General features: G+C 58.2%; 20 protein-coding genes. 3 read left to right on the top strand and 17 right to left on the bottom strand.

All coding sequences use genetic code 11. From position 1 onward, the window contains the following. Positions 1-7: 7 nt before the first annotated feature. The 5 genes from glgA to asd form a co-directional block, all read right to left on the bottom strand. Positions 8-1,441 carry a glycogen synthase GlgA gene (gene glgA, locus ACWKX3_RS15400; protein WP_006177912.1) on the bottom strand — a complete coding sequence of 478 codons (1,434 nt, stop codon included), beginning with the start codon at positions 1,439-1,441 and terminating at the stop codon, positions 8-10. Next, positions 1,441-2,736, bottom strand: coding sequence for a glucose-1-phosphate adenylyltransferase (gene glgC, locus ACWKX3_RS15395; protein ID WP_042321638.1), 1,296 nt, complete (start codon positions 2,734-2,736; stop codon positions 1,441-1,443). Before glgC ends, glgA begins: the two co-directional genes overlap by 1 nt. Further along, positions 2,729-4,726, bottom strand: a complete 1,998-nt coding sequence (gene glgX / locus ACWKX3_RS15390) for a glycogen debranching protein GlgX (protein ID WP_006177914.1) — start codon at positions 4,724-4,726, stop codon at positions 2,729-2,731. Before glgX ends, glgC begins: the two co-directional genes overlap by 8 nt. After that, positions 4,723-6,909: a 1,4-alpha-glucan branching enzyme gene (gene glgB, locus ACWKX3_RS15385; protein ID WP_042321641.1), complete on the bottom strand. Its 2,187-nt coding sequence runs from the start codon at positions 6,907-6,909 to the stop codon at positions 4,723-4,725. Before glgB ends, glgX begins: the two co-directional genes overlap by 4 nt. A gap of 241 nt (positions 6,910-7,150) precedes the next feature. After that, on the bottom strand, positions 7,151-8,254 hold the full coding sequence (gene asd, locus ACWKX3_RS15380; RefSeq protein ID WP_282483958.1) for an aspartate-semialdehyde dehydrogenase: 1,104 nt from the start codon (positions 8,252-8,254) through the stop codon (positions 7,151-7,153). Between the two features lie 178 nt (positions 8,255-8,432). On the opposite strand from asd, the gene yhgN reads away from it, so the two are divergent. Next, a complete protein-coding gene (gene yhgN, locus ACWKX3_RS15375; protein ID WP_003861574.1) occupies positions 8,433-9,026 on the top strand; it encodes an NAAT family transporter YhgN in 594 nt (197 codons plus the stop codon). A 146-nt stretch (positions 9,027-9,172) separates the two neighbouring features. On the opposite strand, the gene gntU is transcribed toward yhgN, so the two are convergent. The 5 genes from gntU to ACWKX3_RS15350 all read right to left on the bottom strand — a co-directional run bounded on the left by gntU (position 9,173) and on the right by ACWKX3_RS15350 (position 14,114). Next, entirely contained in the window at positions 9,173-10,513 is a 1,341-nt protein-coding gene (gene gntU / locus ACWKX3_RS15370; protein ID WP_257271441.1) for a gluconate transporter, read from the bottom strand. A gap of 3 nt (positions 10,514-10,516) precedes the next feature. Continuing rightward, positions 10,517-11,044, bottom strand: coding sequence for a gluconokinase (gene gntK / locus ACWKX3_RS15365; RefSeq protein ID WP_042321647.1), 528 nt, complete (start codon positions 11,042-11,044; stop codon positions 10,517-10,519). A gap of 126 nt (positions 11,045-11,170) precedes the next feature. After that, entirely contained in the window at positions 11,171-12,166 is a 996-nt protein-coding gene (gene gntR, locus ACWKX3_RS15360) for a gluconate operon transcriptional repressor GntR (RefSeq protein ID WP_006177920.1), read from the bottom strand. A gap of 91 nt (positions 12,167-12,257) precedes the next feature. Next, entirely contained in the window at positions 12,258-12,953 is a 696-nt protein-coding gene (locus ACWKX3_RS15355; RefSeq protein ID WP_006177921.1) for a pirin family protein, read from the bottom strand. A gap of 123 nt (positions 12,954-13,076) precedes the next feature. After that, complete coding sequence (locus ACWKX3_RS15350; RefSeq protein WP_454542053.1) at positions 13,077-14,114, bottom strand: oxidoreductase; 1,038 nt, start codon at positions 14,112-14,114, stop codon at positions 13,077-13,079. Positions 14,115-14,423: 309 nt separating this feature from the next. Here ACWKX3_RS15350 and yhhY point away from each other — a divergent pair, with 309 nt between their 5' ends. Further along, the gene (gene yhhY, locus ACWKX3_RS15345; RefSeq protein WP_006177923.1) at positions 14,424-14,912 is read left to right on the top strand and encodes an N-acetyltransferase; all 489 of its coding nucleotides are present in this window, start codon (positions 14,424-14,426) and stop codon (positions 14,910-14,912) included. A gap of 87 nt (positions 14,913-14,999) precedes the next feature. On the opposite strand, the gene ggt is transcribed toward yhhY, so the two are convergent. Continuing rightward, entirely contained in the window at positions 15,000-16,745 is a 1,746-nt protein-coding gene (ggt, locus tag ACWKX3_RS15340; protein WP_454542052.1) for a gamma-glutamyltransferase, read from the bottom strand. Positions 16,746-16,868: 123 nt separating this feature from the next. Here ggt and ACWKX3_RS15335 point away from each other — a divergent pair, with 123 nt between their 5' ends. Next, positions 16,869-17,249, top strand: coding sequence for a DUF2756 family protein (locus ACWKX3_RS15335; RefSeq protein WP_058609769.1), 381 nt, complete (start codon positions 16,869-16,871; stop codon positions 17,247-17,249). Here the strand turns inward: ACWKX3_RS15335 and ugpQ are convergent. From ugpQ to livF, 6 genes are all read right to left on the bottom strand, one after another. Further along, the gene (gene ugpQ / locus ACWKX3_RS15330) at positions 17,230-17,979 is read right to left on the bottom strand and encodes a glycerophosphodiester phosphodiesterase (protein ID WP_454542051.1); all 750 of its coding nucleotides are present in this window, start codon (positions 17,977-17,979) and stop codon (positions 17,230-17,232) included. The two genes, ACWKX3_RS15335 and ugpQ, sit on opposite strands and share 20 nt — an antisense overlap. Continuing rightward, entirely contained in the window at positions 17,976-19,046 is a 1,071-nt protein-coding gene (locus ACWKX3_RS15325; RefSeq protein WP_006177927.1) for a sn-glycerol-3-phosphate import ATP-binding protein UgpC, read from the bottom strand. The genes ugpQ and ACWKX3_RS15325 overlap by 4 nt, the downstream gene beginning before the upstream one ends. A 1-nt stretch (position 19,047) precedes the next feature. Next, a complete protein-coding gene (gene ugpE, locus ACWKX3_RS15320) occupies positions 19,048-19,893 on the bottom strand; it encodes a sn-glycerol-3-phosphate ABC transporter permease UgpE (RefSeq protein WP_058609767.1) in 846 nt (281 codons plus the stop codon). Beyond that, on the bottom strand, positions 19,890-20,777 hold the full coding sequence (ugpA, locus tag ACWKX3_RS15315) for a sn-glycerol-3-phosphate ABC transporter permease UgpA (protein WP_088209240.1): 888 nt from the start codon (positions 20,775-20,777) through the stop codon (positions 19,890-19,892). Before ugpA ends, ugpE begins: the two co-directional genes overlap by 4 nt. A gap of 107 nt (positions 20,778-20,884) precedes the next feature. After that, positions 20,885-22,201: a sn-glycerol-3-phosphate ABC transporter substrate-binding protein UgpB gene (gene ugpB / locus ACWKX3_RS15310; RefSeq protein WP_042321653.1), complete on the bottom strand. Its 1,317-nt coding sequence runs from the start codon at positions 22,199-22,201 to the stop codon at positions 20,885-20,887. A gap of 258 nt (positions 22,202-22,459) precedes the next feature. Then, positions 22,460-23,173 (bottom strand): high-affinity branched-chain amino acid ABC transporter ATP-binding protein LivF, encoded by a 714-nt coding sequence (gene livF, locus ACWKX3_RS15305; protein ID WP_006177932.1) that lies wholly within the window; start codon positions 23,171-23,173, stop codon positions 22,460-22,462. Position 23,174: the final 1 nt, after the last annotated feature.

Genomic DNA, 23,174 nt, shown 5'->3' with positions numbered 1-23,174 from the left:
CGCCTCGTTACATCAAGCGTTTATAAAGGTCGCGGTATGACTGCGCCGCCACGTGCCAGCTAAAGTCCATGGACATCGCCTGACGTTGCACATAGCGCCACAGGGATGGCCGGGACCACAAGACGAACGCACGCCGAATGGCGCGCAGCAGCGACCAGGCATTACTGTCTTCAAACACAAACCCGCTGGCGATGCCGTCCGCCAGGTTCTCCAGAGAGCTGTCGGAAACCGTGTCCGCCAGCCCGCCGGTGCGCCGCACCAGCGGCAGCGTGCCGTATTTCAGGCCATAAAGCTGCGTCAGGCCGCAAGGCTCGAAGCGGCTTGGCACCAGAATAACGTCCGCGCCGCCCATGATGCGGTGTGAGAACGCTTCGTGATAGCCAATCTGCACGCCCACCTGACCGGGGTGTTCCGCCGCAGCGGCCAGGAAGCCCTCCTGCAGAACCGGATCGCCCGCGCCGAGCAGCGCCAGCTGGCCGCCCTGCTCCAGCAGCCCCGGCAGGGCTTCCAGCACCAGATCCAACCCTTTCTGGCTGGTCAGGCGGCTTACCACTGCAAACAGCGGCACTTTGTCGTTAACCTTCAGCCCCATCGCGATTTGCAGCTGGCGCTTGTTCTCCGCCTTGTCTTCCACCGAATCGCGGTTGTAGCGGGACGTCAGCAGCAGGTCGGTTTCCGGGCTCCAGATCTTCTCATCAACGCCGTTGAGAATGCCCGAAAGACGGCCCTCACGGTGGCGCTGGCTCAGCAAGCCTTCCAGGCCATAGCCAAACTGAGGCTCGGTGATTTCTCGGGCATAGGTTGGGCTTACCGCCGTAATGTGGTCGGCGTAGTACACGCCCGCCTTCAGGAAGGAGATCTGCCCGTTAAACTCCAGACCGTGCATGTTATAGAACGACCATGGCAGATCGATGTCATCCATATGTTGGGCATAGTACATGCCCTGATACGCCAGGTTATGGACGGTAAACACCGATTTCGCCGGACGACCGCGCGCCGCCAGATATGCAGGCGCGAGACCGGCATGCCAGTCGTGGGCGTGAACCACGTCCGGACGCCAGAACGGATCCAGCCCCGTCGCCATCTCCGCCCCAACCCAGCCGAGCAGCGCAAAGCGCAGCACGTTGTCGGTATAGGCGAACAGGTTGGTGTCGTGATACGGGCTACCCGGTCTGTCATACAGATGCGGGGCGTCAATCATGTAGATCCCGACGCCGTTGTAGTGACCGAAGAGCAACGTGATGCGCCCGGCGAAGGTGTCGCGTCGCGTCACCACCTGAGCATCAGGGATCCCCCGTCGAATATCCGGGAAGGCAGGCAACAACACGCGAGCATCCGTTCCCACAGCAATCTGCGCTGCAGGTAACGCCCCAAGGACATCTGCCAACCCACCGGTTTTCAGCAGCGGGAACATCTCAGAACAGACATGTAAAACCTGCATTAGCGCTCCTGTTTGATCTGCAGTTTTCGCAGCATTTCGCGTGTGACCAACACGATCCCTTCTTCTGAGCGGTAGAACCGACGTGCATCTTCTTCCGCGTTTTCGCCTATCACCATGCCTTCGGGAATAACGCAGGCACGATCAATAACACAGCGACGCAGGCGACATGAGCGCCCGACCCACACATCCGGCAGCAGCACCGCCGAGTCAATATTACAGAACGAGTTCACGCGCACGCGCGGGAACAGCACCGACTGCACCACGACCGAGCCGGAGATAATGCACCCGCCAGAGACCAGCGAGTTCAGCGTCATCCCGTGGCTACCGGAACGGTCCTGCACAAACTTCGCCGGCGGCAGGGATTCCATATGGGTACGGATCGGCCAGTTTTGGTCGTACATATCCAGCTCTGGCGTAACGGAAGCCAGATCCAGGTTCGCTTTCCAGTAGGCCTCTAAGGTTCCGACGTCGCGCCAGTACGGCTCGGAATTCGGGTCGGATTGCACGCAGGAGAGCGGGAAAGGATGCGCAAAGGCCATGCCAGCCCTGGTGATTTTCGGGATGATGTCTTTGCCGAAGTCGTGGCTCGAGTTTTCGTCATTGTCGTCTTCCTCCAGCAGCTCGTAGAGGTAGTCGGCATCAAAGATATAAATCCCCATGCTGGCGAGCGATTTGGTGTCGTCTCCCGGCATGGTCGGCGGATTCGCCGGTTTTTCAACAAAGTCGATGATCTTATCGTCAGCATCCACGTGCATCACGCCAAACGCCGTCGCCTCGGCAACGGGCACCGGCAGACACGCCACGGTGCAACGCGCCCCTTTTTCGACGTGGTCGATCAGCATGTGGGAGTAGTCTTGCTTGTAGATATGGTCCCCGGCGAGGATCACGATGTACTCCGCGCCGTAGCGGCGGATAATATCAAGGTTTTGCGTGACCGCATCCGCCGTGCCGCGATACCAGTTTTCACCGTGAACGCGCTGCTGCGCCGGAAGCAGATCGACAAACTCGTTCATCTCTTCGCTGAAGAAAGACCAGCCGCGCTGAATATGCTGCACCAGGGTGTGGGACTGGTACTGCGTGATCACGCCAATGCGGCGGATCCCGGAGTTAAGGCAGTTGGAGAGCGCAAAATCGATAATACGGAACTTACCACCAAAGTGAACGGCCGGTTTGGCGCGCTTGATGGTCAAATCTTTGAGACGTGTACCACGCCCACCCGCGAGTATCAGGGCAACCGTTTTTAAGGGGAGCTGGCGTGCCAACATCAACGGATCGTTCTTCTCTAATCTAACCATGACTAACTCCTTTTTTATCATCTTGGAATACGCACACTCCATGTGCAGGCCCGTGCCAGACAGCCATAACTACCGGATTGTCCGCTCCGGCAAAGGGGGGAATGGCGCGCCACTCTCCGTCAGGTAAAACAATCTCTGCGACGTCGTCCGTCGCGTTCAGCGCAATCAGCCATCTATCCGAAAGCAGGATTTGCAGGCGTGGTGCGCCGTGTTGCCACTCTTGTGCGCTTAAGGGCTGCGCATTCTGATTGAGCCAGCGAACGTTCCCGTCGCCCTCTTCCCACCAGCGGTCGGCGGTCAGAGCGGGGATCTGCTGGCGAAGGTGGATCAGCGCAGCGGTAAAATGGGTTAAGCCGCTGTTCGCTTCACGCCAGTCAAGCCAGGTTAAGGCGTTGTCCTGGCAGTAGGCATTGTTGTTACCGTGCTGGCTGTGACCGTGTTCATCACCCGCCAGCAGCATCGGCGTGCCCTGCGACAACAACAGCGTTGTCAGCAGCGCATGAACGCTGTCGCGTCGCCGCTCGATAACGTCAAGGCTACCGCCTAATCCTTCTATACCATGGTTAAAGCTATGGTTATTGTTAGTGCCATCGCGATTCTCTTCGCCGTTTGCCTCATTGTGTTTCTGATTGAAACAAACGCAGTCGCGCAGCGTAAAACCGTCGTGCGCCGTCACCAGGTTAATGGTGGCGGAGGGCAATTTGCCGTCGCGACGAAAGAGATCGCTTGAACCTGCAAACCGTCCGGCAAATTCACCGAGCGACAGATTTCGCTCCAGCCAGAAACGCCGTGCGGCATCGCGATAATGATCGTTCCACTCGGCAAACAGCGGCGGGAAATTGCCAACCTGATAGCCGCCCTCACCGATATCCCACGGCTCGGCAATCAGCTTCACCGTTGAGAGCACCGGACAGTTTCTGATGGCCTCAAACAGCGGCGCCTGCGGGCTGAAGGCCGGCGTGCGCCCCATGACGGGGGCCAGGTCGAAACGGAAACCGTCGACGTGGAACGTCTCCACCCAGTACTTCAGGCATTCGTGCGCGAAATGCATTACCGCCGGATGACTGAGGTTCAGGGTGTTACCGCAGCCGGTCCAGTTTTCGTAATCGCCATCGTCCCTGATCCAATAATAGCTACGGTTATCAATTCCGCGCAGGGAGAGCGTCGGGCCGTCGAGATCGCTCTCGGCGCTGTGGTTCAATACCACGTCCAGAATCACCTCAATGCCTGCCCGATGCAGCGCTTTCACCGCATCGCGAAATTCATCCCGTGCCTTTGCCGGATCGGCGGCATAGCGTGGGTCAAGCGCGAACATCGCCAGCGGGTTGTAGCCCCAGTAGTTGCTCAGCCCAAGGCGCTGCAGGCGCGGCTCGCTGGCGAAATGCGCCACCGGCAGCAGCTCCAGCGCAGTGATCCCAAGATGCTTCAGATAGCCAATCATCTCGGGATGGGCGAGCGCGCGGTAGGTGCCGCGGATCTCTTTGGGGATCGACGGATGCAGGTACGTCAGGCCTTTGACGTGGGCTTCGTAAATTACGGTGTTGCCCCACGGCGTACGTGGCGGCGCATCGTCTTCCCAGTCGTAGAGATCGTTAACCACCACGCTTTTGGGCGCGATCGGCGCGCTGTCGCGATGGTCGGGCTCGTCATAGCCGACGTGGAATATCGGGTCATCCTTAAACTCGCCGTCCACGCGGTGCGCACAGGGGTCAATCAGCAGCTTCGCCGGGTTAAACCAGTGCCCCTGCGACGGGTCCCAGGGGCCGTGCACGCGAAAACCGTAGTGCATACCGGCCCGTCCACCGGCCAGATAGCCGTGCCAGATATCGCCGGTGCGCGACGGCAGGTCGTAGCGGTGTTCGTTACCTTCACCGTCAAACAGGCAGAGTTCGACCCGCTCGGCGTGCGCAGAAAAGAGGGTGAAATTCACGCCCTTTCCTTCGACGCTCGCGCCGAGCGGTTCGGGTTTACCTGCCGTGAGCTGCGTCATTCCCCCTCCCGGACCAGCCAGATGGTGGAGAGCGGCGGCAGCGTCAGGCTCAGCGAGTTCGGACGCCCGTGGCTTTCATGTTCATCGCTCTGCACCAGGCCGCCGTTTCCGGCGTTGCTGCCGTGATAGTGCATCGAGTCGGTGTTGAGGATTTCTCGCCATTTACCCGGCTGATTAATACCGAAGCGATAATGTTCGCGCGGCACCGGCGTGAAGTTGCTGGCGACGATGATTTCGTTGCCCGCCTTGTCGCGGCGCACGAAAACGAACACCGAGCGTTCGTGGTCGTCCACCACCAGCCATTCGAAACCGTACGGATCGAAGTCCAGCTCGTGCAACGCCTTGTGGTGGCGGTAGGTCAGGTTGAGATCGCGCACCAGACGCTGAACGCCGTGGTGCCAGTTATCCCCGCCCTCCAGCAGATGCCAGTCCAGGCTGGTGTCGTGGTTCCACTCGCGGCCCTGCGCAAATTCGTTGCCCATGAACAGCAGCTTTTTACCGGGGAAGGCAAACAGCCAGCCGTAGTACGCGCGCAGGTTGGCAAACTTCTGCCACGCGTCGCCCGGCATACGGTCGAGAATCGATTTTTTACCGTGAACGACCTCATCGTGCGACAGGGGCAGCATGAAGTTTTCGGTGTAGTTGTAGAGCAGACCGAAGGTGAGTTTATCGTGATGATGCTGACGGTAGATCGGGTCAAGCTTCATGTAGTCGAGCGTGTCGTGCATCCAGCCCAGATTCCACTTGTACCAGAAGCCGAGGCCGCCCATCGACGGCGGACGGGAGACGCCGGGAAAATCGGTGGACTCTTCCGCCATGGTGACGGCCCCTTCAACCTGCTCGCCAAGAATGCGGTTGGTATTGCGCAGAAACTCAATGGCTTCGAGGTTCTCGCGCCCGCCGAATTCGTTCGGGATCCACTCGCCCTCTTTGCGGCTGTAGTCGCGATAGATCATCGACGCGACCGCATCGACGCGCAGGGCATCAATGCCGAAACGCTCGATCCAGTACAGGGCGTTGCCCACCAGGAAGTTGGTCACTTCACGGCGACCATAGTTGTAGATAAGGGTATTCCAGTCCTGGTGATAGCCTTCGCGCGGGTCGCTGTGCTCGTACAGCTTTGTGCCGTCGAAATCCGACAAACTGAATTCATCCGACGGGAAATGGCCCGGAACCCAGTCGAGGATCACGTTCAGCCCGGCGGCGTGCGCGGCATTGATGAAATAGCGGAAGTCATCCCGCGTGCCGAAGCGGCGGGTCGGCGCATACAGCCCGGTAGGCTGGTAGCCCCAACTGCCGTCGAACGGGTGCTCGTTAATCGGCAGCAGTTCCAGGTGGGTGAAGCCCATCCATTTGGCGTAAGGCACCAGCTGATCCGCCAGTTCGCGGTAGCTGAGCCAGAAGTTGTTATCGGTGTGGCGTCGCCAGGAGCCAAGATGCACTTCGTAGACCGATATAGGCGCATCAAAGCGGTTCGCCTGCTTGCGCTCTTCGCTTTGCACGATTTTTTCCGGCAGGCCGCAAATCATCGAGGCGGTGTCCGGGCGCATCTGCGCTTCGAAGGCGTACGGGTCGGCTTTAATGCGCAGCTTGCCGTTCGCGTCGATCAACTCAAATTTATAAAGCTGACCGTTGTGCGCACCGGGGATAAACAGCTCCCAGATGCCCGTTTCACGGCGCAGGCGCATCGGATGGCGACGACCATCCCAGTAGTTGAACTGCCCGACGACGGAGACGCGCTGAGCGTTAGGCGCCCAGACGGCAAACCGCGTGCCGGTGATGCCATCCATCGTGTCGGCGTGCGCGCCCAGCGTTTCATACGGACGCAGGTGGGTGCCTTCTGACAGCAGCCAGGCGTCCATCTCTTTGAGCAGCGGCCCAAAGCTGTAGGGATCGTCAATCAGGTTTTGCTGGCCGTGCCAGATGACGGCAAGCTGATAGCGAAAAGGGTTTTTACGGCGGGGCATCACCCCGGAGAAGAAACCGCGCGAGTCGAGACACTCCAGTTTCCCCACCTTGCGGCCGGTTTTGGGTTCAATCACCCATACTTCGGTGGCGTCTGGCAGCAGTGCACGGACTTCCAGTCCTGCCTCTGTACGGTGCATCCCCAGCACAGAAAAGGGGTCAGCAAAATGACCCGCAATAAGCGCATTAATCACGTCTCTCGAAATACGATCGGACATGGTGTTCATCCTGTTTTTTTTATGTCGCCCTTTTTACGCGCTCCGGGACGACTTTTGATGTGACCTTGAACGGTGCAGCACATCCTCTCTGCTCCGCCCTACCCTCAGGTGAGAAATAAATCTTCCTTAAAGCATAGCCAACGACGTGGTTCCTCCAGATAAAAAATAAGACATTGGCGTATTACTCCCTGTAGTACGCAAAAAAAAGGGGTGAAAATCACCCCTCGTCTTTAACAAATTATTACGCCAGCTGGCGCAACATGCGGCGTAGCGGCTCGGCGGCGCCCCACAGGAGCTGGTCTCCCACGGTGAACGCGGAGAGGAACTCCGGCCCCATGTTGAGCTTACGCAGACGGCCAACCGGCGTGGTGAGCGTGCCGGTGACGGCCGCCGGGGTCAGTTCGCGCATGGTGATGTCGCGATCGTTTGGCACCACTTTCGCCCACGGATTGTGCGCGGCCAGCAGTTCTTCCACGGTTGGAATGGACACATCTTTTTTCAGTTTAAGGGTGAATGCCTGGCTGTGGCAGCGCAGCGCGCCAACGCGCACGCACAGACCATCGACCGGGATCGCCGACGTGGTGTTGAGGATTTTGTTGGTTTCGGCCTGGCCTTTCCACTCTTCGCGGCTCTGGCCGTTATCCAGCTGTTTGTCAATCCACGGGATCAGGCTGCCCGCCAGCGGAACGCCGAAGTTATCAACCGGCAGGTCGCCGCTGCGGCTCAGCTGAGTGACTTTACGCTCGATATCCAGAATGGCCGATGCCGGGTCTGCCAGCTCGCCTGCGACGTGCTGATGCAGCTGGCCCATCTGCGCCAGCAGTTCACGCATATGACGCGCACCGCCGCCGGAGGCCGCCTGGTAGGTTGCCACGGACACCCACTCCACAAGGTCTTCTGCGAACAGGCCGCCCAGGGACATCAGCATCAGGCTGACGGTACAGTTACCGCCGACAAAGGTTTTCACGCCATTGTTCAGGCCGCGCGTAATGACATCCTGGTTAACCGGATCGAGAATAATAATGGCGTCATCTTCCATGCGCAGTGACGAGGCCGCGTCAATCCAGTAACCCTGCCAGCCGCTTTCACGCAGCTTTGGATAGATTTCGTTGGTATAATCGCCGCCCTGGCACGTGACAATAATGTCGAGCGCCTTCAGCGCTTCCAGATCGTAAGCATCCTGCAACGTGCCTGTGGTACCCCCAAAGGACGGTGCAGCCTGGCCGAGCTGGGAAGTGGAGAAGAAGACCGGGCGAATGGCGTCGAAATCGCGCTCTTCCACCATGCGTTGCATGAGTACAGAGCCGACCATACCGCGCCAACCGATAAAACCAACGTTTTTCATAGCTATTATTTCCTGCTGAGGGTGTGTGCTGTTTGTGCAAACCAGTATTCAACTGGGATATGCTTCACATTACAAAATGCTGCCAAAGTCGCAAGCGAAATTAATCGATGATAGCCCTGCAATCAGAAAAGCAGCTAATCATGAGAATAACCATATAAACATTCAGGGATAACGCACCATGAGCGAAATCATTTCCGCCGCGGTTTTATTAATCTTAATTATGGATCCACTCGGCAACCTGCCTATCTTCATGTCGGTGCTGAAACACACCGAGCCGAAGCGTCGGCGGGCGATCATGATCCGCGAGCTGCTTATCGCGCTACTGGTGATGTTTATCTTCCTGTTCGCCGGAGAAAAGATCCTCGCCTTCCTGAATTTACGCGCCGAAACGGTCTCGATTTCCGGCGGGATTATTCTGTTCCTGATCGCCATTAAGATGATTTTCCCCAGCGCCGAAGGCAGCAGCAGCGGCCTGCCAGCGGGTGAGGAGCCGTTTATCGTACCGCTCGCCATCCCGCTGGTGGCCGGACCGACAATTCTGGCCACGCTGATGCTGCTGTCGCATCAATATCCAAATCAGATGAGCCACCTGGTGATTGCCCTGCTGATCGCCTGGGGCGGGACGTTCATCATCCTGCTTCAGTCGTCGCTGTTCCTGCGCCTGCTGGGTGAGAAAGGGGTGAACGCCCTTGAGCGTCTGATGGGGCTGATTCTGGTGATGATGGCAACACAGATGTTCCTGGACGGAATTCGGGCGTGGATGAAAGGTTAGGATGTAAAAAAGCCGGGTGGCGCTAGCGCTTACCCGGCCTACGATTCAGGGTTTTGTAGGTCGGGTAAGGCGAAGCCGCCACCCGACAAAAATACGACCTCTGCGGCTTGATGCCCTCTCCCACAGGGAGAGGGAGAAAACAAACGTCAGCTCAACAACGAAAACGCAATCATCCCGACAATCGCGCCCGTGGTGCCGAGGATGGTTTCCATCAGCGTCCAGGTCTTGAGGGTTTGCGCTTCGGTCGCGCCGGTAAATTTACCGAACAGCCAGAAGCCGGCGTCGTTAACGTGAGACACCACGATAGACCCGCCCGCGATACAGATAGAGAGCGCCGCCATCTGCGCGCCAGAGTAGTTCAGCTGTTCAATCACCGGCATCACCAGACCTACCGCCGTTAAGCACGCCACGGTCGCAGAGCCCTGGATGATACGTACCGCAGCCGCCAGCACGAAGCAGGTCACTGCAATCGGCAGACCCATGCCCGTCAGCGCTTCGCCGAGTGCCGGGCCGACGCCGGAATCCACCAGCACCTGCTTGAACACCCCGCCTGCGCCGATCACCAGCAGGATAATCCCCGCAGGTTGCAGCGCCGCGCCGCAGATCTCCATCACCCTGTCTTTCGGCATGCCCTGACGCATCGCCAGACCGTAGATGGCCACCAGACACGCTACCAGGATCGCGGTGAAGGGGTGACCGATAAACTCAAACCACTCGTAGGCGGTAGACCCTACCGGCACGAAACGTGCGGCGATGGTTTTCAGGCCAACCAGCACCAGCGGGAGCAGGATCAGCGACAGGCTGAAGCCGAAGGACGGCATTTTGCCTTCGCCAAGGTGCGGCTCGGTGATGTCATCCGGAATGTGCAGCTCAACGTAGCGGCTGATGAAGTTACCCCACAGCGGCCCGGCGATAATCATCCCCGGGATGGCCGCGCACAGGCCGATCAGGATCATCCAGCCGAAGTCGGCGTGCATCTGGGAAGCCAGCAGCATTGGCGCAGGCCCCGGGAGCAGAAACGCCGCCGCTGCCGCCACGCCCGCAAACAGCGGAATGACCAGCTTCACGAGGTTAGTGCCGGTGTGGCGCGCCATCGAGAACGCTACGCTTATCAGCAGCACAACGGCTACCTCAAAGAACAGCGGCAGCGCGCAAATCAGGCCCGCCAGGCCAATGGCATAGTGCGCACGGCTGTGGCCGAAGGATTTCAGCATTTTGACGGCAATCTGGTCGACCGCGCCCGTCTCGTGCAAAATCTTGCCGAACATCGCGCCCAGCGCCACCACAATCGCCAGGAAGCCCAGCGTGCCGCCCATCCCTTTTTCCATCGTCGCGGCGATTTTATCGAGCGGCATACCGGAAAAGAGACCGGCGCCAATAGACACCACCATCAAGGCAACAAAGGCGTGCATACGCGCCTTCATCACCAAAAACAGCAGCAGCAATACCGAGCCCACGGCTGTCAAAACAAGCGTTAATGTACTCAAAACTTACTGCCTTTTAGTAATAACCTCGATGGTGCTGGCGACAACACCGTCAAGCGGTTGATCGATATCAACCACCAATACGTCCTGCTCGTCCGCACCCGGCTCCTGCAACGCCTCGAACTGCGTTACCAACATCTGGGTTTTAAAGAAGTGACCTTTACGCGCTTTCAGACGGCTTTCAATCACCTCGAAATCGCCCTTCAGATAGATGAAAGAAAGGTTCGGGTTGCCGTCACGCAGCAGGTCACGATAGGTTTTTTTCAGGGCAGAGCAGACAATTAAAGACACTTTGTTGGTGCGCTGCATGGCAAAAGCGGCGTCGTTCAGCGCCTGCAGCCACGGCTTGCGATCGTCGTCGTTCAGCGGCTCGCCTGAGGCCATTTTCATGATGTTGCTGCGCGGATGGAGGAAGTCGCCATCAAGAAACGCCGCATGGAGTTGATGCGCCACTTCGCTGGCCACGGCTGATTTACCGCTACCGGAAACGCCCATCAGGACGTAAACGTGGTGATCATGATTAGTCGTGCTCAAAGGGTGTCCCTCAGTCAATTGTTACGGGTAACAGTTATCGGTAACATTGTCCTGCCGGGACTTTAGAGAAGCAATATCCAAACGTGCGCGAAGTAAATAAGTGTGAGCTACTTCAAATTTGTCAGCTTAAATAGATCCACCCGGTGACAAGGTGAAACCTAAATCTAACATTTTAGGGGTAACCACCTCGCCACGAATGCGCGCCAGCAGGCGTTCTGCACCAATGCGGCCCATGCGTTCACGCGGCGTCAGGACGCTGGCCAGACGCGGTTCCATCACCTGCCCGATATCGTGGCCGTGGAAACCGGCAATCGCCATATCACGCGGGATGGAAAGGCCCAGACGCTGACACTCGAACGCCGCCCCAACCGCAAGGTCATCGTTGGTGCAGAATATACCGTCCAGTTGCGGATACTCACGTCGCGCCTGACGCATCAGCTCAATGCCCGAGGTGTAGGAGGACGACTGCTCCACCATCACGCTGTACGGGGTTAAACCGGCGTCGAGCATCGCCTGCTCGTATCCCTTCTGTTTGATGATAGTACGTTCATCCAGACGCGCCCCCAGGTACGCCACGTGGCGATGTCCGCGCGCAATGATGGCGGCGGTCATCTGGCGAGCCGCTTCGAAGTTATCAAAGCCGACGGCAATGTCGAGACACGGCGACTGGCTGTCCATCAACTCCACCACCGGAATACCGGCCACTTCAATCATTTTGAGGGTCCGCGGGGTGTGAGTACGTTCCGTTAAAATCAGGCCGTCGATGTTCCAGGAAAGCATCGATTCAAGACGTTCTTCTTCCAGTTCAGGCTTGTACCCATAGTGGGCGAGCATGGTCTGATATCCGAACGCATCGGTTACGCTTTCGATACCGCGCAGCACTTCGGCAAAGACCTGGTTGGTCAGGGAAGGAAGCAGGACACCCACCGCACGGCTGGTAGCATTGGAGAGAATATCGGGAGCGCGGTTGGGGATATAACCCAGTTCATCAAGGGCAGCGGCAATCTTGCCACGCAACGCCACGGAAACCTGTTCCGGGTTACGTAGAAAACGGCTGACCGTCATTTTGGTCACACCAACGCGATCGGCGACATCCTGAAGTACGGGGCGTTTCTTTTTCATCGTCCTGAGAAATCTTGAAGTGAGAGATTTTCTCAGTTTATCACGGACAAAGCTCAACCTTCCCCGATTAAAGGGAAGGTTGAGAAATTATTTATACTGGCGGCAGGTCGAAAAGCAGAATTTCGCTTTCGCCGTCGGCGTGAACGGAGATCGCCTGCTCGTCCCAGATGGCCAGGCCATCCGCCGTTGTCGCTTTGGTGCCGTTAATGGTGACGTCACCTTTCACCACCTGGATCCACACGCGGCGGTTAGCGGCAATCTGATGGACGGACTGCTCGTCTTTCGCCAGCGCCCAGCGGTACAGTTCCATATCCTGGTGCACCTTCAGGGAACCTTCACGCGCATCCGGAGAGAGCACCAGCTGTTTGCCCTGTTTAGCGTCGAAGCGGCGCTGCTCGTAGCGCGGCGTGATGCCGGTTTCTTCTGGAATGATCCAGATTTGATACAGGTGCAGTTTTTCCGTTTTGCTCGGGTTGTATTCCGAGTGACGCACACCGGTACCCGCACTCATTATCTGGAACTCACCGGCCGGAACCTGCTCTTCGTTACCCATGCTGTCTTTGTGCGCTACGGCACCTTCGAGCACATAGGTCAGGATTTCCATGTCTTTATGCGGGTGGGTACCGAAGCCCTGGCCTGCGTCAATCACGTCGTCGTTGATCACGCGCAGTGCCGAGAAGCCCATGAAATTAGGGTCGTAATAGTCGGCAAACGAGAATGAATGCCATGAGTCCAGCCAGCCATGATTCGCGTGACCACGTTCGTTTGCTTTGCGTAAGTAGATCATTGTTTTCACCCTCAGTTCGTTTCGATGGAGTAAGTGTGGACGTAAACGGTCTGGGATCATAGAGGGTGAAAATTGACTCCTCTGTACAAAATATTTGAACGAGTCCAGAGGAGGCTTTTCAGCTTATTTCGCGAGGGTTACCGTGGCAGGTGATGCCTGCTCAAAGGCGCGTTCCAGGATCTCCAGGTTCGTGAGTACGTCAGATTCCTTGACGTAATTCGGCGCGCCGTTTGTGAGAGTGTCATACAGCGCATCGTAGACGCGGCCATAGTCGCCTGATTCCGGGGCCCACTCTTCCCGAACCGTCACGCCGTCGTCGTTGACGTACTCGAGCACGCCCACGGAATCATCCGCCGCAAAGCCCGGCTCACTCGGCATGATGTTGGCCTTCAGGCTGGTCTCCTGCTGGTCAATACCGTATTTGATAAACGAGCCTTTAGTGCCATGAACGATAAATTTCGGGTAGTCGATTTTCACCAGATGGCTGGTTTTGACGATGGCCTTGAGATCGCCAAAGAACAGCTGCGCTTCAAAGGTGTCGTCCGGGTTGGCTTTATTGCGCAGGCTGCGGATGTCATAAGCCACGTGATCCGGGCGACCAAACAGGGAGATTACCTGGTCCATGGTATGCACACCCAGGCCATAGAAAGATCCATCCTGCGGCAGGCCAGGTTTGGTTTCCGCAACCGGGCGGTAGTAGTCAAAGTGGCTTTCTACTTCGACAATCTCGCCGAGCTTGCCGCTTTCAATCGCTTTTTTGGCGGTGAGGAAGCAGCTGTCAAAGCGGCGGTTTTGATACGGCGTGACGGTCAGCCCTTTGCTTTTCGCCAGCGCGAACAGTTCTTTTGCTTCCGCAATCGTCGGAGTGAAGGGTTTTTCCACCAGCACGTTTTTGCCCGCCTCCAGCGCGCGTTTCGCGTAGTCGAAATGGCTGTCGGCATGGGTACAGACGATCACCAGTTGGACCTGCGGATCCGTTAACACCTCATCAAGATCGCTGGTGAAATGAATGTGGGAATACTGAGACGACTGCTCTTCCGGCTTCGCGCTGCGGCGATAGATGTGCGCCACGTGCCAGGTGTCTTTACGATTGAGAACATACGGAAGGTGATAGCGAGTGGTGCTTTTTCCAAATCCAATAAATGCGCAATGTAGTGTCATGGCTCAGTCCTTTTGGAAGGTTATTGAGTGCAACCATAGCGCAAGTTTTGCCCTCACCCCAGCCCTCTCCCACGGGGAGAGTGGGAAAAAGACAAAAAAAAGCCAGCGAGACGCTGGCTAAAGTAATACTGGAAGCAATGTGAGCAATGTCGTGCTTTCAGGTTCCCGTAGCGGTCTTCCTGAATGCAGAGCAATAATAATCATTCTCATTCGCACTTGTCCAACACTTTTTGCAAAAAATAGCGATTGACTCAAATTTTAAAGTCATTGATGTTGGAAGGGACTTTTAACCCCCCTGAGGAACAAGGAATGAGTGAGATAGTGATACGCCACGCTGAACAGAAAGATATCGACGCGATTCGTCAGATTCACGCCCAGCCGGAGGTGTACCACAATACCCTACAGGTTCCTCATCCTTCGCTCGAAATGTGGCAGATGCGGCTAGGCGACCAGCAGGGTATTAAGCAGCTGGTTGCCTGCATTGACGATATCGTGGTTGGGCATCTCACCATTGATGTCGCCCAGCGCCCTCGCCGAAGCCACGTCGCCGATTTTGGTATTTGTGTGGGCGCAAAGTGGCACAACCGCGGCGTAGCCAGCGCGCTGATGCGCACCATGATCGACATGTGTGACAACTGGCTTCGCGTCGACCGCATCGAACTAACGGTGTTTGTGGATAACGAACCGGCGATAGCCGTGTACAAAAAGTACGGGTTCGAGATTGAAGGTACCGGCAAGCGCTACGCCCTGCGCAACGGCGAGTATGTGGATGCGTATTATATGGCGCGGATGAAGTAGCGTGTTGCCGGGTGGCGGCTTCGCCTTACCCGGCCTACGTTCGTGCCGTTGTAGGCCCGGTAAGCGCAGCGCCACCGGGCAACACAATCAATACCCCGCCGTCAAATCATCCACCGACCGCGGGTCCGATGCGCCGAACAGCGCGCCGTCCGGCCCGACCATAATGCTTTGCGTACTGCCCATCGCCTCTTTTACCGCCACCTTCTGCCCGCGCTGTTCCAGCAGTTTGAGAGTGTCCGGGCTAAAGCCCTTCTCAACGCGCAGCTCGTCCGGCAGCCACTGATGATGGAAACGCGGCGCATTGGTTGCTTCGGCGACGTTCATCCCAAAGTCGATGCTGTTGACCACCATCTGCAGTACGGTGGTGATAATACGGCTCCCGCCCGGGCTACCGGTCACCAGCCAGGTTTTGCCGTCTTTCACCACGATGGTCGGTGACATAGACGACAGCGGACGCTTCTTCGGCCCGACGGCGTTGGCATCGCCGCCCACCAGCCCGTAGACGTTCGGCACGCCCGGTTTGGCAGAGAAGTCATCCATTTCGTTGTTCAGCAATATGCCGCTGTTCCCCGCCACAATGCCGGTGCCAAACGTGGTGTTAAGCGTGTAGGTCACCGCCACGGCGTTACCGTCTTTATCCACCACCGAGAAGTGGGTAGTCTGATTGCTTTCATACGGGGCCAGCTTGCCGGGGCGGATTTCGCTCGACGGTTTAGCCTTGTTAATGTCGATCTCATCGGCAATGGATTTGGCATAAGCTTTGTTGGTCAGCGCCTGCCACGGCACCTTCACGAAGTCCGGATCGCCGAGGTATTCCGAGCGGTCGGCGTAGGCGCGTTTTTCCGCCTCGGCCATCACCTGCATGGCGTCTGCGCTGCCGAAGCCGAACTTGTGCATATCGAAGTTTTCAAGAATGTTGAGGATCTGCACGATGTGAATACCGCCGGAGGACGGCGGCGGCATGGAGAAGATCTCATAGCCGCGATAGGTGCCGCTAATCGGCTCGCGTTCAACCGCTTTATACTCCGCCAGGTCCGCTTTGGTGATAAGCCCACCGTTCTTTTGCATCTCATCGGCTATCTGGTCGGCAATCGCCCCTTTGTAGAAGGCATCCGGGCCGTTTTCCGCAATCAGCTCCAGGCTTTTTGCGAGGTTCGTCTGCACCAGTTTGTCGCCCTTCTTCAGCGGCTCGCCGTCCTTCCAGAAGATGGCTTTGCTGTTTTCGTGATGGGGGATCACTTCGCTGCCGTAAGTTTTGAGATCGTCGGCCAGGGCGTCGTTTACCTCAAAGCCGTCACGCGCCAGCGCAATCGCAGGCTGCACGACTTTGTTCAGCGGCAGCGTGCCGTATTTTTCCAGCGCCAGCGAGAAGCCCGCCACGGTGCCGGGCGTGCCGGTTGCCAGGTGCGAGGTCAGGGACTTTTTACCGTCCGGGTTACCCTGCTCCTCGAGGAACATATCCCGGGAGGCCTGATTCGGGGCCATTTCACGGAAGTCGATAGCGGTGGTTTTGCCGTCTTTCGTGCGCAGCATCATAAAACCGCCGCCGCCCAGGTTACCCGCCTGCGGATGCGTCACCGCCAGCGCGTAGCCCACCGCAACCGCCGCATCTACCGCGTTACCGCCCTGCTTGAGAATATCGACGCCCACCTGCGTCGCCAGCGCATCCACGGAAGCCACCATGCCGTGGGTTGCCCGCACGGGATGAAAAACATCTTCCTCGACGCCATAGGAGACGGGCGGAGCCGCCGGTGGGTTGGCCGCCACGCTAAACGTGCCGCCAGCCATCAGCGCAGCGATCGCTACCCAGCGCAAAAACGTTGGTTTCATCATTATTGTTCTCCAGGTGAAGGGGTCCATATTCCCCGCTTAAGCCTGGTTCACAACTCTTAAAAAATCATCGTTCTGGCGGAATCAGAGTAAACTTAAGAGAAGCCTCAAAAGGAGGAGACAACCATGAAACGCTTACTGATTCTGACAGCGCTACTGCCATTCGCCGCGCTCGCACAGCCACTGAATACCCTGAACAACCCGAACCAGCAGGGCTACGTTATTCCGAGCCAGCAGCGTATGCAGACGGAAATGATGAGCCAACAGCAGCAGCAAAAAGGGATGCTCAATCAGCAGCTGCGTACCCAGACCCAGATGCAGCAGCAAAATCTGCAAAACCAGATGAATACCAATACCCAGCGGATTCAGCAGGGCCAGGTACGCGAGCAGCCGCTGCAAAACAACAGCGGCGGCATGTTGGGCGGGGGAAATACCCTGAACAGCGGCCAGCAGCACATGCTAACGCCGCAGTCGAACGGCAGTATGCTTAATAATCCGCAGAACTAAAGTTCGGGCCTATCCGGTCGATCGCATCGGTGCAGATGCTGTCCACGCCCCAGCGCAGCAGTTCGGCTGCACGCTGGGGCGTGTTGACGGTGTAGACCAGGATATGCAGACCGGCCTGTTTCAGCTCTTTGACTCGCACCTCATTCAGCAGCCTGTGGTTGAGGTGAATTGACACGCAGCCGAGACGGGTGGTGAGCGCGCGCCAGTCGTTACGCCACTTATCCAGCAGCAGGCCGCGCGGCAGTTCCGGCACGGCGGCCTGGGCAGCCTCAAGCGCGTCGATATCAAATGACGACAGCAGCGGCGCGGTCATCCCTTCCCACAGCTCACGCGCGGCCAGGGCGATCGCTTTGCCTGTTAGCGGCCCGGTGCCGGTGGTCGGTTTAATTTCGATGTTAGCCATCATCCTGTGCGTCCGGCAGCGGTCCGCCACGTCCGCCAGGCGCGGTAGCGGTTCCCCCCTGAAGTCGCTGCTGAACCAGCTTCCGGCGTCCACCTTCAGCAGGTCTTGCCACGGCAGATCGCCCGCCACGCCCCAGCCGTTGCTGGTGCGCTCGAGGTTGTCATCGTGCAGCAGGAAGATTTCGCCGTCTTTCGACAGTTTGGCGTCAAACTCGATCATCGTATGGCCGAAACGCGCGCCGGTGTCGATGGCCGCCAGGGTGTTTTCGGGTGCCAGTTTGCCGCCGCCACGGTGGGCGACGATGTGGGGATAAGGCCAGTTACTCATATACGTTGTCCTGTTTCACCGTCAAATATGTGCAGGTGATTTTCCGGCAGATGCAGCCACAGCGTGCTGCCTGCTTTCGGGCGCTCCTGATGTGCCAGACGCACCACCAGCTTTTGCTCGCCCCAGCGTCCGTGCGCCAGGTTGTCGGCACCCAGCATCTCCAGCGTGTCCATGACCAGCGGCACGCCACCCTCCGCCTGAGAGCTTAACCCAATGTGCTCCGGGCGGATACCGAGCGTCATTTTACGCCCGGCGTAGCCACGATAGTACCAGTTGACTGGCAATGCCATCCCGCTGTCCAGCTCGAAGTGGGTTCCCGCACTGCTGATGCGCCCGTCCAGCAGGTTCATCGCCGGGCTGCCGATAAAGCTCGCCACAAAGCGGGTGGCGGGCTTTTCATAGACCTCCACCGGGGTGCCAATTTGCTCGGCAACGCCTTTGTTCATCACCATCACGCGCTGGGCGAGGGTCATCGCCTCGACCTGATCGTGGGTCACGTACAAAGAGGTGGTTTTCAGGCGGCGATGGAGCTGCTGCAGCTCCAGGCGCATCTGCACGCGCAGCTTAGCGTCGAGATTAGAGAGCGGTTCATCAAACAGGAACACCGCCGGATCGCGCACGATGGCGCGCCCCATCGCCACGCGCTGACGCTGGCCGCCGGACAGCTCGCGCGGGCGGCGTTTCAGCAGGCCGTCCAGCTCCAGAATGCGCGCCGCCTCTCTCACGCGCTCCGCGATGTGGCCTTTGCCCATGCCGCGAATTTTCAGCCCCCAGGCCATATTCTCTTCCACGCTCATGTGCGGATAGAGCGCGTAGTTCTGAAACACCATCGCGATGCCTCTGTCCTTCGGCTCCTTCTCGGTCACGCGCTGGCGGTCGATCCAGATATCGCCGGAGGTCACGCGCTCAAGCCCCGCCACCATGCGCAGCAGCGTTGATTTACCGCAGCCGGAGGGGCCGACCATCACGATAAACTCCCCGTCCGCCACGTCGAGGGTCAGCGGTTGAATGACCTGGGTTTTGTTATCCCAGCTTTTGGAAACTGCCTGAAGTTTAAGTCCTGCCATCTTATTTCTCACTGTCTACTAAGCCACGCACAAACGCGCGCTGCATGGCTAAAACGATTACGACCGGGGGGATTAAGGTGAGCAGCATCGCCGCCATCACCTGGTTCCAGAGGGTGGTGCCTTCGCCGGTGGCGATCATGCCTTTGATACCCGCTACGGCGGTGCCGAGGCTGACGTCCTGGATAATCAGCAGCGGCCACAGGTACTGGTTCCAGCCGTAGATAAAGGTGATCACGAACAGCGCCGCGAGGTTAGTTTTGGACAGCGGCAGCACGATGTCGCGGAAAAAGCGCATCGGCGAGGCGCCGTCGATACGCGCCGCTTCAATCAGCTCGTCCGGCAGGGTCATAAAGAACTGGCGGAACAGGAAAGTGGCGGTCGCCGAGGCCATCAGCGGCAGGGTTAAGCCCGCGTAGCTGTCCAGCATGTTGAGGTTGGCGATCACTTCCACCGTCGGGAAGATACGCACCTCTACCGGCAGCATCAGGGTGATGAAGATCATCCAGAAGAACAGGTTACGCAGCGGAAAACGGAACCAGACGATGGCGAAGGCCGAGAGCATCGACACGGTGATTTTGCCCACCGTAATGCCAAACGCCATGATGAAGCTGTTGAGCATCATCAGCCAGAACGGCGCGCTATTGGCACCCACGCCCTGGTTCCAGATGGTTTTCATGTTCTCGAAAAGATGCCCGCCTGGGATCAGCGTCATCGGCGTGTCGAACACCGCTTTGGTGTCCAGCGTGGCGGCGACAAAGGCCACGTACAGCGGGAACAGGATGACGATGATCCCTAAAATCAGCATGGTATGGCTGAAAATCGTCAGCCCGCGACGGTTCTCAATCATTGGTAGCGCACCTTACTTTCGACATAGCGGAACTGCACCACCGTGAGGAGGATAACGAGGAACATCAGCACCACCGACTGGGCGGCAGAGGCCGAAAGATCCAGACCGGCAAAGCCCTCACGGTAGATTTTGTAGATAAGCGTGGTGGTGGCCTGCACCGGGCCGCCTGCTGTGGCGGCGTCGATCACCGGGAAGGTGTCGAAGAAGGCGTAGACCAGGTTGACCACCAGCAGGAAGAAACTCACCGGGGCGATCAGCGGCAGCGAAAGCGTAAAGAAGCGGCGAACCGGGCCAGCGCCGTCGATTGCCGCAGCCTCCACCAGCGAGCGCGGGATGGACTGTAGCGCGGCGAAGAAGAACAGGAAGTTGTAGCTGATCTGCTTCCACACCGAGGCGAAGACCACCAGGAACATCGCCTGACCGCTGTTCTGCGCGTGGTTCCAGTCATAACCGAACTCCGCCAGGAAGTGGGTAATCAGCCCGCGCCCGGGATTAAACAGGAAGATCCACAGCACGGCGGCCACGGCAGGCGCGACGGCGTAGGGCAGCAGCATCAAGGTTTGATACAGGCGACTGCCGCGCACCACGTAATCCACCAGCGCGGCGAAGAACAGCGAGGCGACCAGCCCGCTGACCGTGACCAGCGCGCTGAACTTCATCGTCGTCCAGAAAGAGTCGAGGTAATAGCTGTCGTGAAGCAGCGCGGTAAAGTTGTCCAGCCCGACAAACTGGCTGGACAGCCCGAACGGGTCGACGCTTTGCACCGAGTACCACAGCGCTTCGCCCGCAGGCCAGATAAAGAAGATAACGGTGATGATCAGCTGCGGCGCGACCAGCAGATAGGGCAGCCAGCGGGAGCGGAACACCGGACGGGATGAGGACATAGGTTAGCTCAGCGTTAGGTGGCCCCTCACCCCGGCCCTCTCCCAAAGGGAGAGGGAGTATGAGTTCCCTCTCCCTTTGGGAGAGGGTTAGGGTGAGGGTAAAAGGATTAAGACTTCGTCGACTGCTCAAAGCGGCGCAGCAGCTGATTACCGCGCTCAACCGCGGAGTCCAGCGCCTGCTGTGGGGTTTTCTTCCCGGTCCACACGCTTTCCAGCTCTTCATCCACGATGGTACGGATCTGCGGCATGTTGCCCAGACGCAGGCCTTTGGTGAACGGCAACGGCGGCTTGTTCAGCATCTGGCGCGTCGCGATATCCGCGCCCGGGTTCTTGCTGTAGAAGCCCTGCTCGCGGGTCAGGTCATAGGCGGCTTTGGTGATCGGCAGGTAGCCGGTCTTCTGGTGCCATTCGGCGGCGTTTTCCGGCTTCGCCAGGAAGTCGAGGAACTCGGCGACGCCCTTGTAGGTGCCGTTGTCTTTGCCCTGCATCACCCACAGGCTCGCCCCGCCGATGATGGCGTTCTGCGGCGCGCCCTTCACGTCGGCGTCGTAAGGCATCATGCCCACGCCGTAGTTGAATTTGGCGTAGTGACGGATGTCCGCCAGCGAGCCGGAGGAGGCGGTGGTAATGGCGCAGTCGCCGTTGTAGAACTTCTCGGTGGATTCATCTTTACGGCCAAAGTAGCTGAAGTCGCCCTTCTTGTTCAGATCGGCAAGCAGCGCGATGTGTTTCACCTGCTCCGGCTTGTTGAACTCCAGCACCGCGTCGGTGCCGTCGAAGCCGTTGTTTTTGGTGGCGACCGGCAGGCCGTGCCAGGCGCTGAAGTTTTCAATCTGGATCCAGCCCTGCCAGCCGCTGGCGTAGCCGCACTTCATCCCTGCGGCTTTCAGCTTCGCGGTGTACTCGGCGAGATCCTGCCAGGTTTTTGGCGGCTGCTCCGGGTCTAAACCGGCTTTCCTGAAGGCATCTTTGTTGTAGTACAGCACCGGGGTGGAGCTGTTAAACGGCTGCGACAGCAGGTGGCCGGTTTTGGAGTCGGTGTAGTAACCAGAAACCGTCGGCACAAAGCGGGATTCGTCAAAGTTAATGCCTGCGTCTTTGAACACTTCGTAGACCGGCTTAATCGCTTTGGAGGCCATCATGGTGGCGGTGCCCACTTCATACACCTGCAGCAGCGCCGGTGCGTTACCGGTGCGGAATGCCGCAATGCCCGCGCTCAGGCTCTGCTCGTAGTTGCCTTTGTACACCGGCACAATTTTGTAATCCGGATGGGTGTCGTTGAAACGCTGCGCCAGGGAGTCAACCTCTTTACCCAGCTCCCCTTCCATGGAATGCCAGAACGGAATGGTGGTAACGGCCATTGCGTTTGTCGCAAAAGCCAGTCCAATTGCCAGACCCAAAGCTGTGTGTCGTAACGATGTCATTGTCATCTCTCTTATTGTGCCGGATGCGCGATATCACGCGTTTTATGCTCGCGAGGTAACATGACATGCTCGAATGACAGAAAAATAACTTTTTGTTTACAGAAAGATGACAACAACGCGTCAGCGGGATGATGGTTGTGTGAAGGGGATCGGTGCGGTTTGATGCCCTCACCCCGGCCCTCTCCCACGGGGAGAGGGAGAAAACCGATCGGTTCCCTCTCCCTTTGGGGAGAGGGTTAGGGTGAGGGGAAAATGCGATTAACCGCCTAAATACGCACTCCGCACCGCTTCGTTCGCCAGCAGCGCGTCGCCGGTATCGGACAGCACTACGCGACCGTTCTCCAGCACGTAGCCACGGTCGGCGAGCTTCAGCGCCTGGTTGGCGTTCTGCTCAACGAGGAAGATGGTCATCCCCTCTTTGCGCAGCTGTTCGATGGTGTCGAAAATCTGCTGGATAATGATCGGCGCAAGGCCGAGCGAAGGTTCGTCAAGCAACAGCAAACGCGGCTGGCTCATCAGTGCGCGACCAATCGCCAGCATCTGCTGTTCACCCCCGGACATGGTGCCTGCACGCTGCACGCGGCGCTCCCACAGGCGCGGGAAGAGTTCGTATACCCATTTGATGCGGGTCTGGAACTGGTCGCGGTGGGCGAAGAAACCGCCCATCGCCAGGTTCTCTTCCACCGTCATGCGCGAGAAGACGCGACGCCCTTCCGGGACAATCGCCACCGCTTCGCGCATGATTTTGGCGGTCTGCCAGTCGGTAATGTCTTTGCCGTCAAACACAATCCGCCCGCTGCTGGCGCGCGGATCGCCGCACAGGGTGCCGAGCAGCGTGGTTTTACCCGCGCCGTTGGCCCCAATCAGGGTGACGATTTCGCCCTGATTAATGTGCAGGCTGACGTCGTGCAGCGCCTGGATCTTGCCGTAGTGCGCGTTGACCTTATCGAACGTTAACATCGCTTTTTCCATC

It is taken from the genome of Enterobacter sp. UPMP2052, assembly GCF_053709675.1.
Note: the sequence above shows the minus strand (reverse complement) of the source record. Positions and strands in the feature narration are given on the sequence as shown.

Coding starts and splice junctions, on each gene's coding strand:
- glgC (WP_042321638.1), bottom strand. CDS start 2,736: ATGGTTAGATTAGAGAAGAACGATCCGTTGATGTTGGCACGCCAGCTC.
- yhgN (WP_003861574.1), top strand. CDS start 8,433: ATGAGCGAAATCATTTCCGCCGCGGTTTTATTAATCTTAATTATGGAT.
- ACWKX3_RS15335 (WP_058609769.1), top strand. CDS start 16,869: ATGAAACGCTTACTGATTCTGACAGCGCTACTGCCATTCGCCGCGCTC.
- ACWKX3_RS15350 (WP_454542053.1), bottom strand. CDS start 14,114: ATGACACTACATTGCGCATTTATTGGATTTGGAAAAAGCACCACTCGC.
- ACWKX3_RS15355 (WP_006177921.1), bottom strand. CDS start 12,953: ATGATCTACTTACGCAAAGCAAACGAACGTGGTCACGCGAATCATGGC.
- ACWKX3_RS15325 (WP_006177927.1), bottom strand. CDS start 19,046: ATGGCAGGACTTAAACTTCAGGCAGTTTCCAAAAGCTGGGATAACAAA.
- ugpE (WP_058609767.1), bottom strand. CDS start 19,893: ATGATTGAGAACCGTCGCGGGCTGACGATTTTCAGCCATACCATGCTG.
- glgX (WP_006177914.1), bottom strand. CDS start 4,726: ATGACGCAGCTCACGGCAGGTAAACCCGAACCGCTCGGCGCGAGCGTC.
- ugpQ (WP_454542051.1), bottom strand. CDS start 17,979: ATGAGTAACTGGCCTTATCCCCACATCGTCGCCCACCGTGGCGGCGGC.
- yhhY (WP_006177923.1), top strand. CDS start 14,424: ATGAGTGAGATAGTGATACGCCACGCTGAACAGAAAGATATCGACGCG.
- glgA (WP_006177912.1), bottom strand. CDS start 1,441: ATGCAGGTTTTACATGTCTGTTCTGAGATGTTCCCGCTGCTGAAAACC.
- glgB (WP_042321641.1), bottom strand. CDS start 6,909: ATGTCCGATCGTATTTCGAGAGACGTGATTAATGCGCTTATTGCGGGT.
- gntR (WP_006177920.1), bottom strand. CDS start 12,166: ATGAAAAAGAAACGCCCCGTACTTCAGGATGTCGCCGATCGCGTTGGT.
- livF (WP_006177932.1), bottom strand. CDS start 23,173: ATGGAAAAAGCGATGTTAACGTTCGATAAGGTCAACGCGCACTACGGC.
- ugpA (WP_088209240.1), bottom strand. CDS start 20,777: ATGTCCTCATCCCGTCCGGTGTTCCGCTCCCGCTGGCTGCCCTATCTG.
- ugpB (WP_042321653.1), bottom strand. CDS start 22,201: ATGACATCGTTACGACACACAGCTTTGGGTCTGGCAATTGGACTGGCT.
- ggt (WP_454542052.1), bottom strand. CDS start 16,745: ATGATGAAACCAACGTTTTTGCGCTGGGTAGCGATCGCTGCGCTGATG.
- asd (WP_282483958.1), bottom strand. CDS start 8,254: ATGAAAAACGTTGGTTTTATCGGTTGGCGCGGTATGGTCGGCTCTGTA.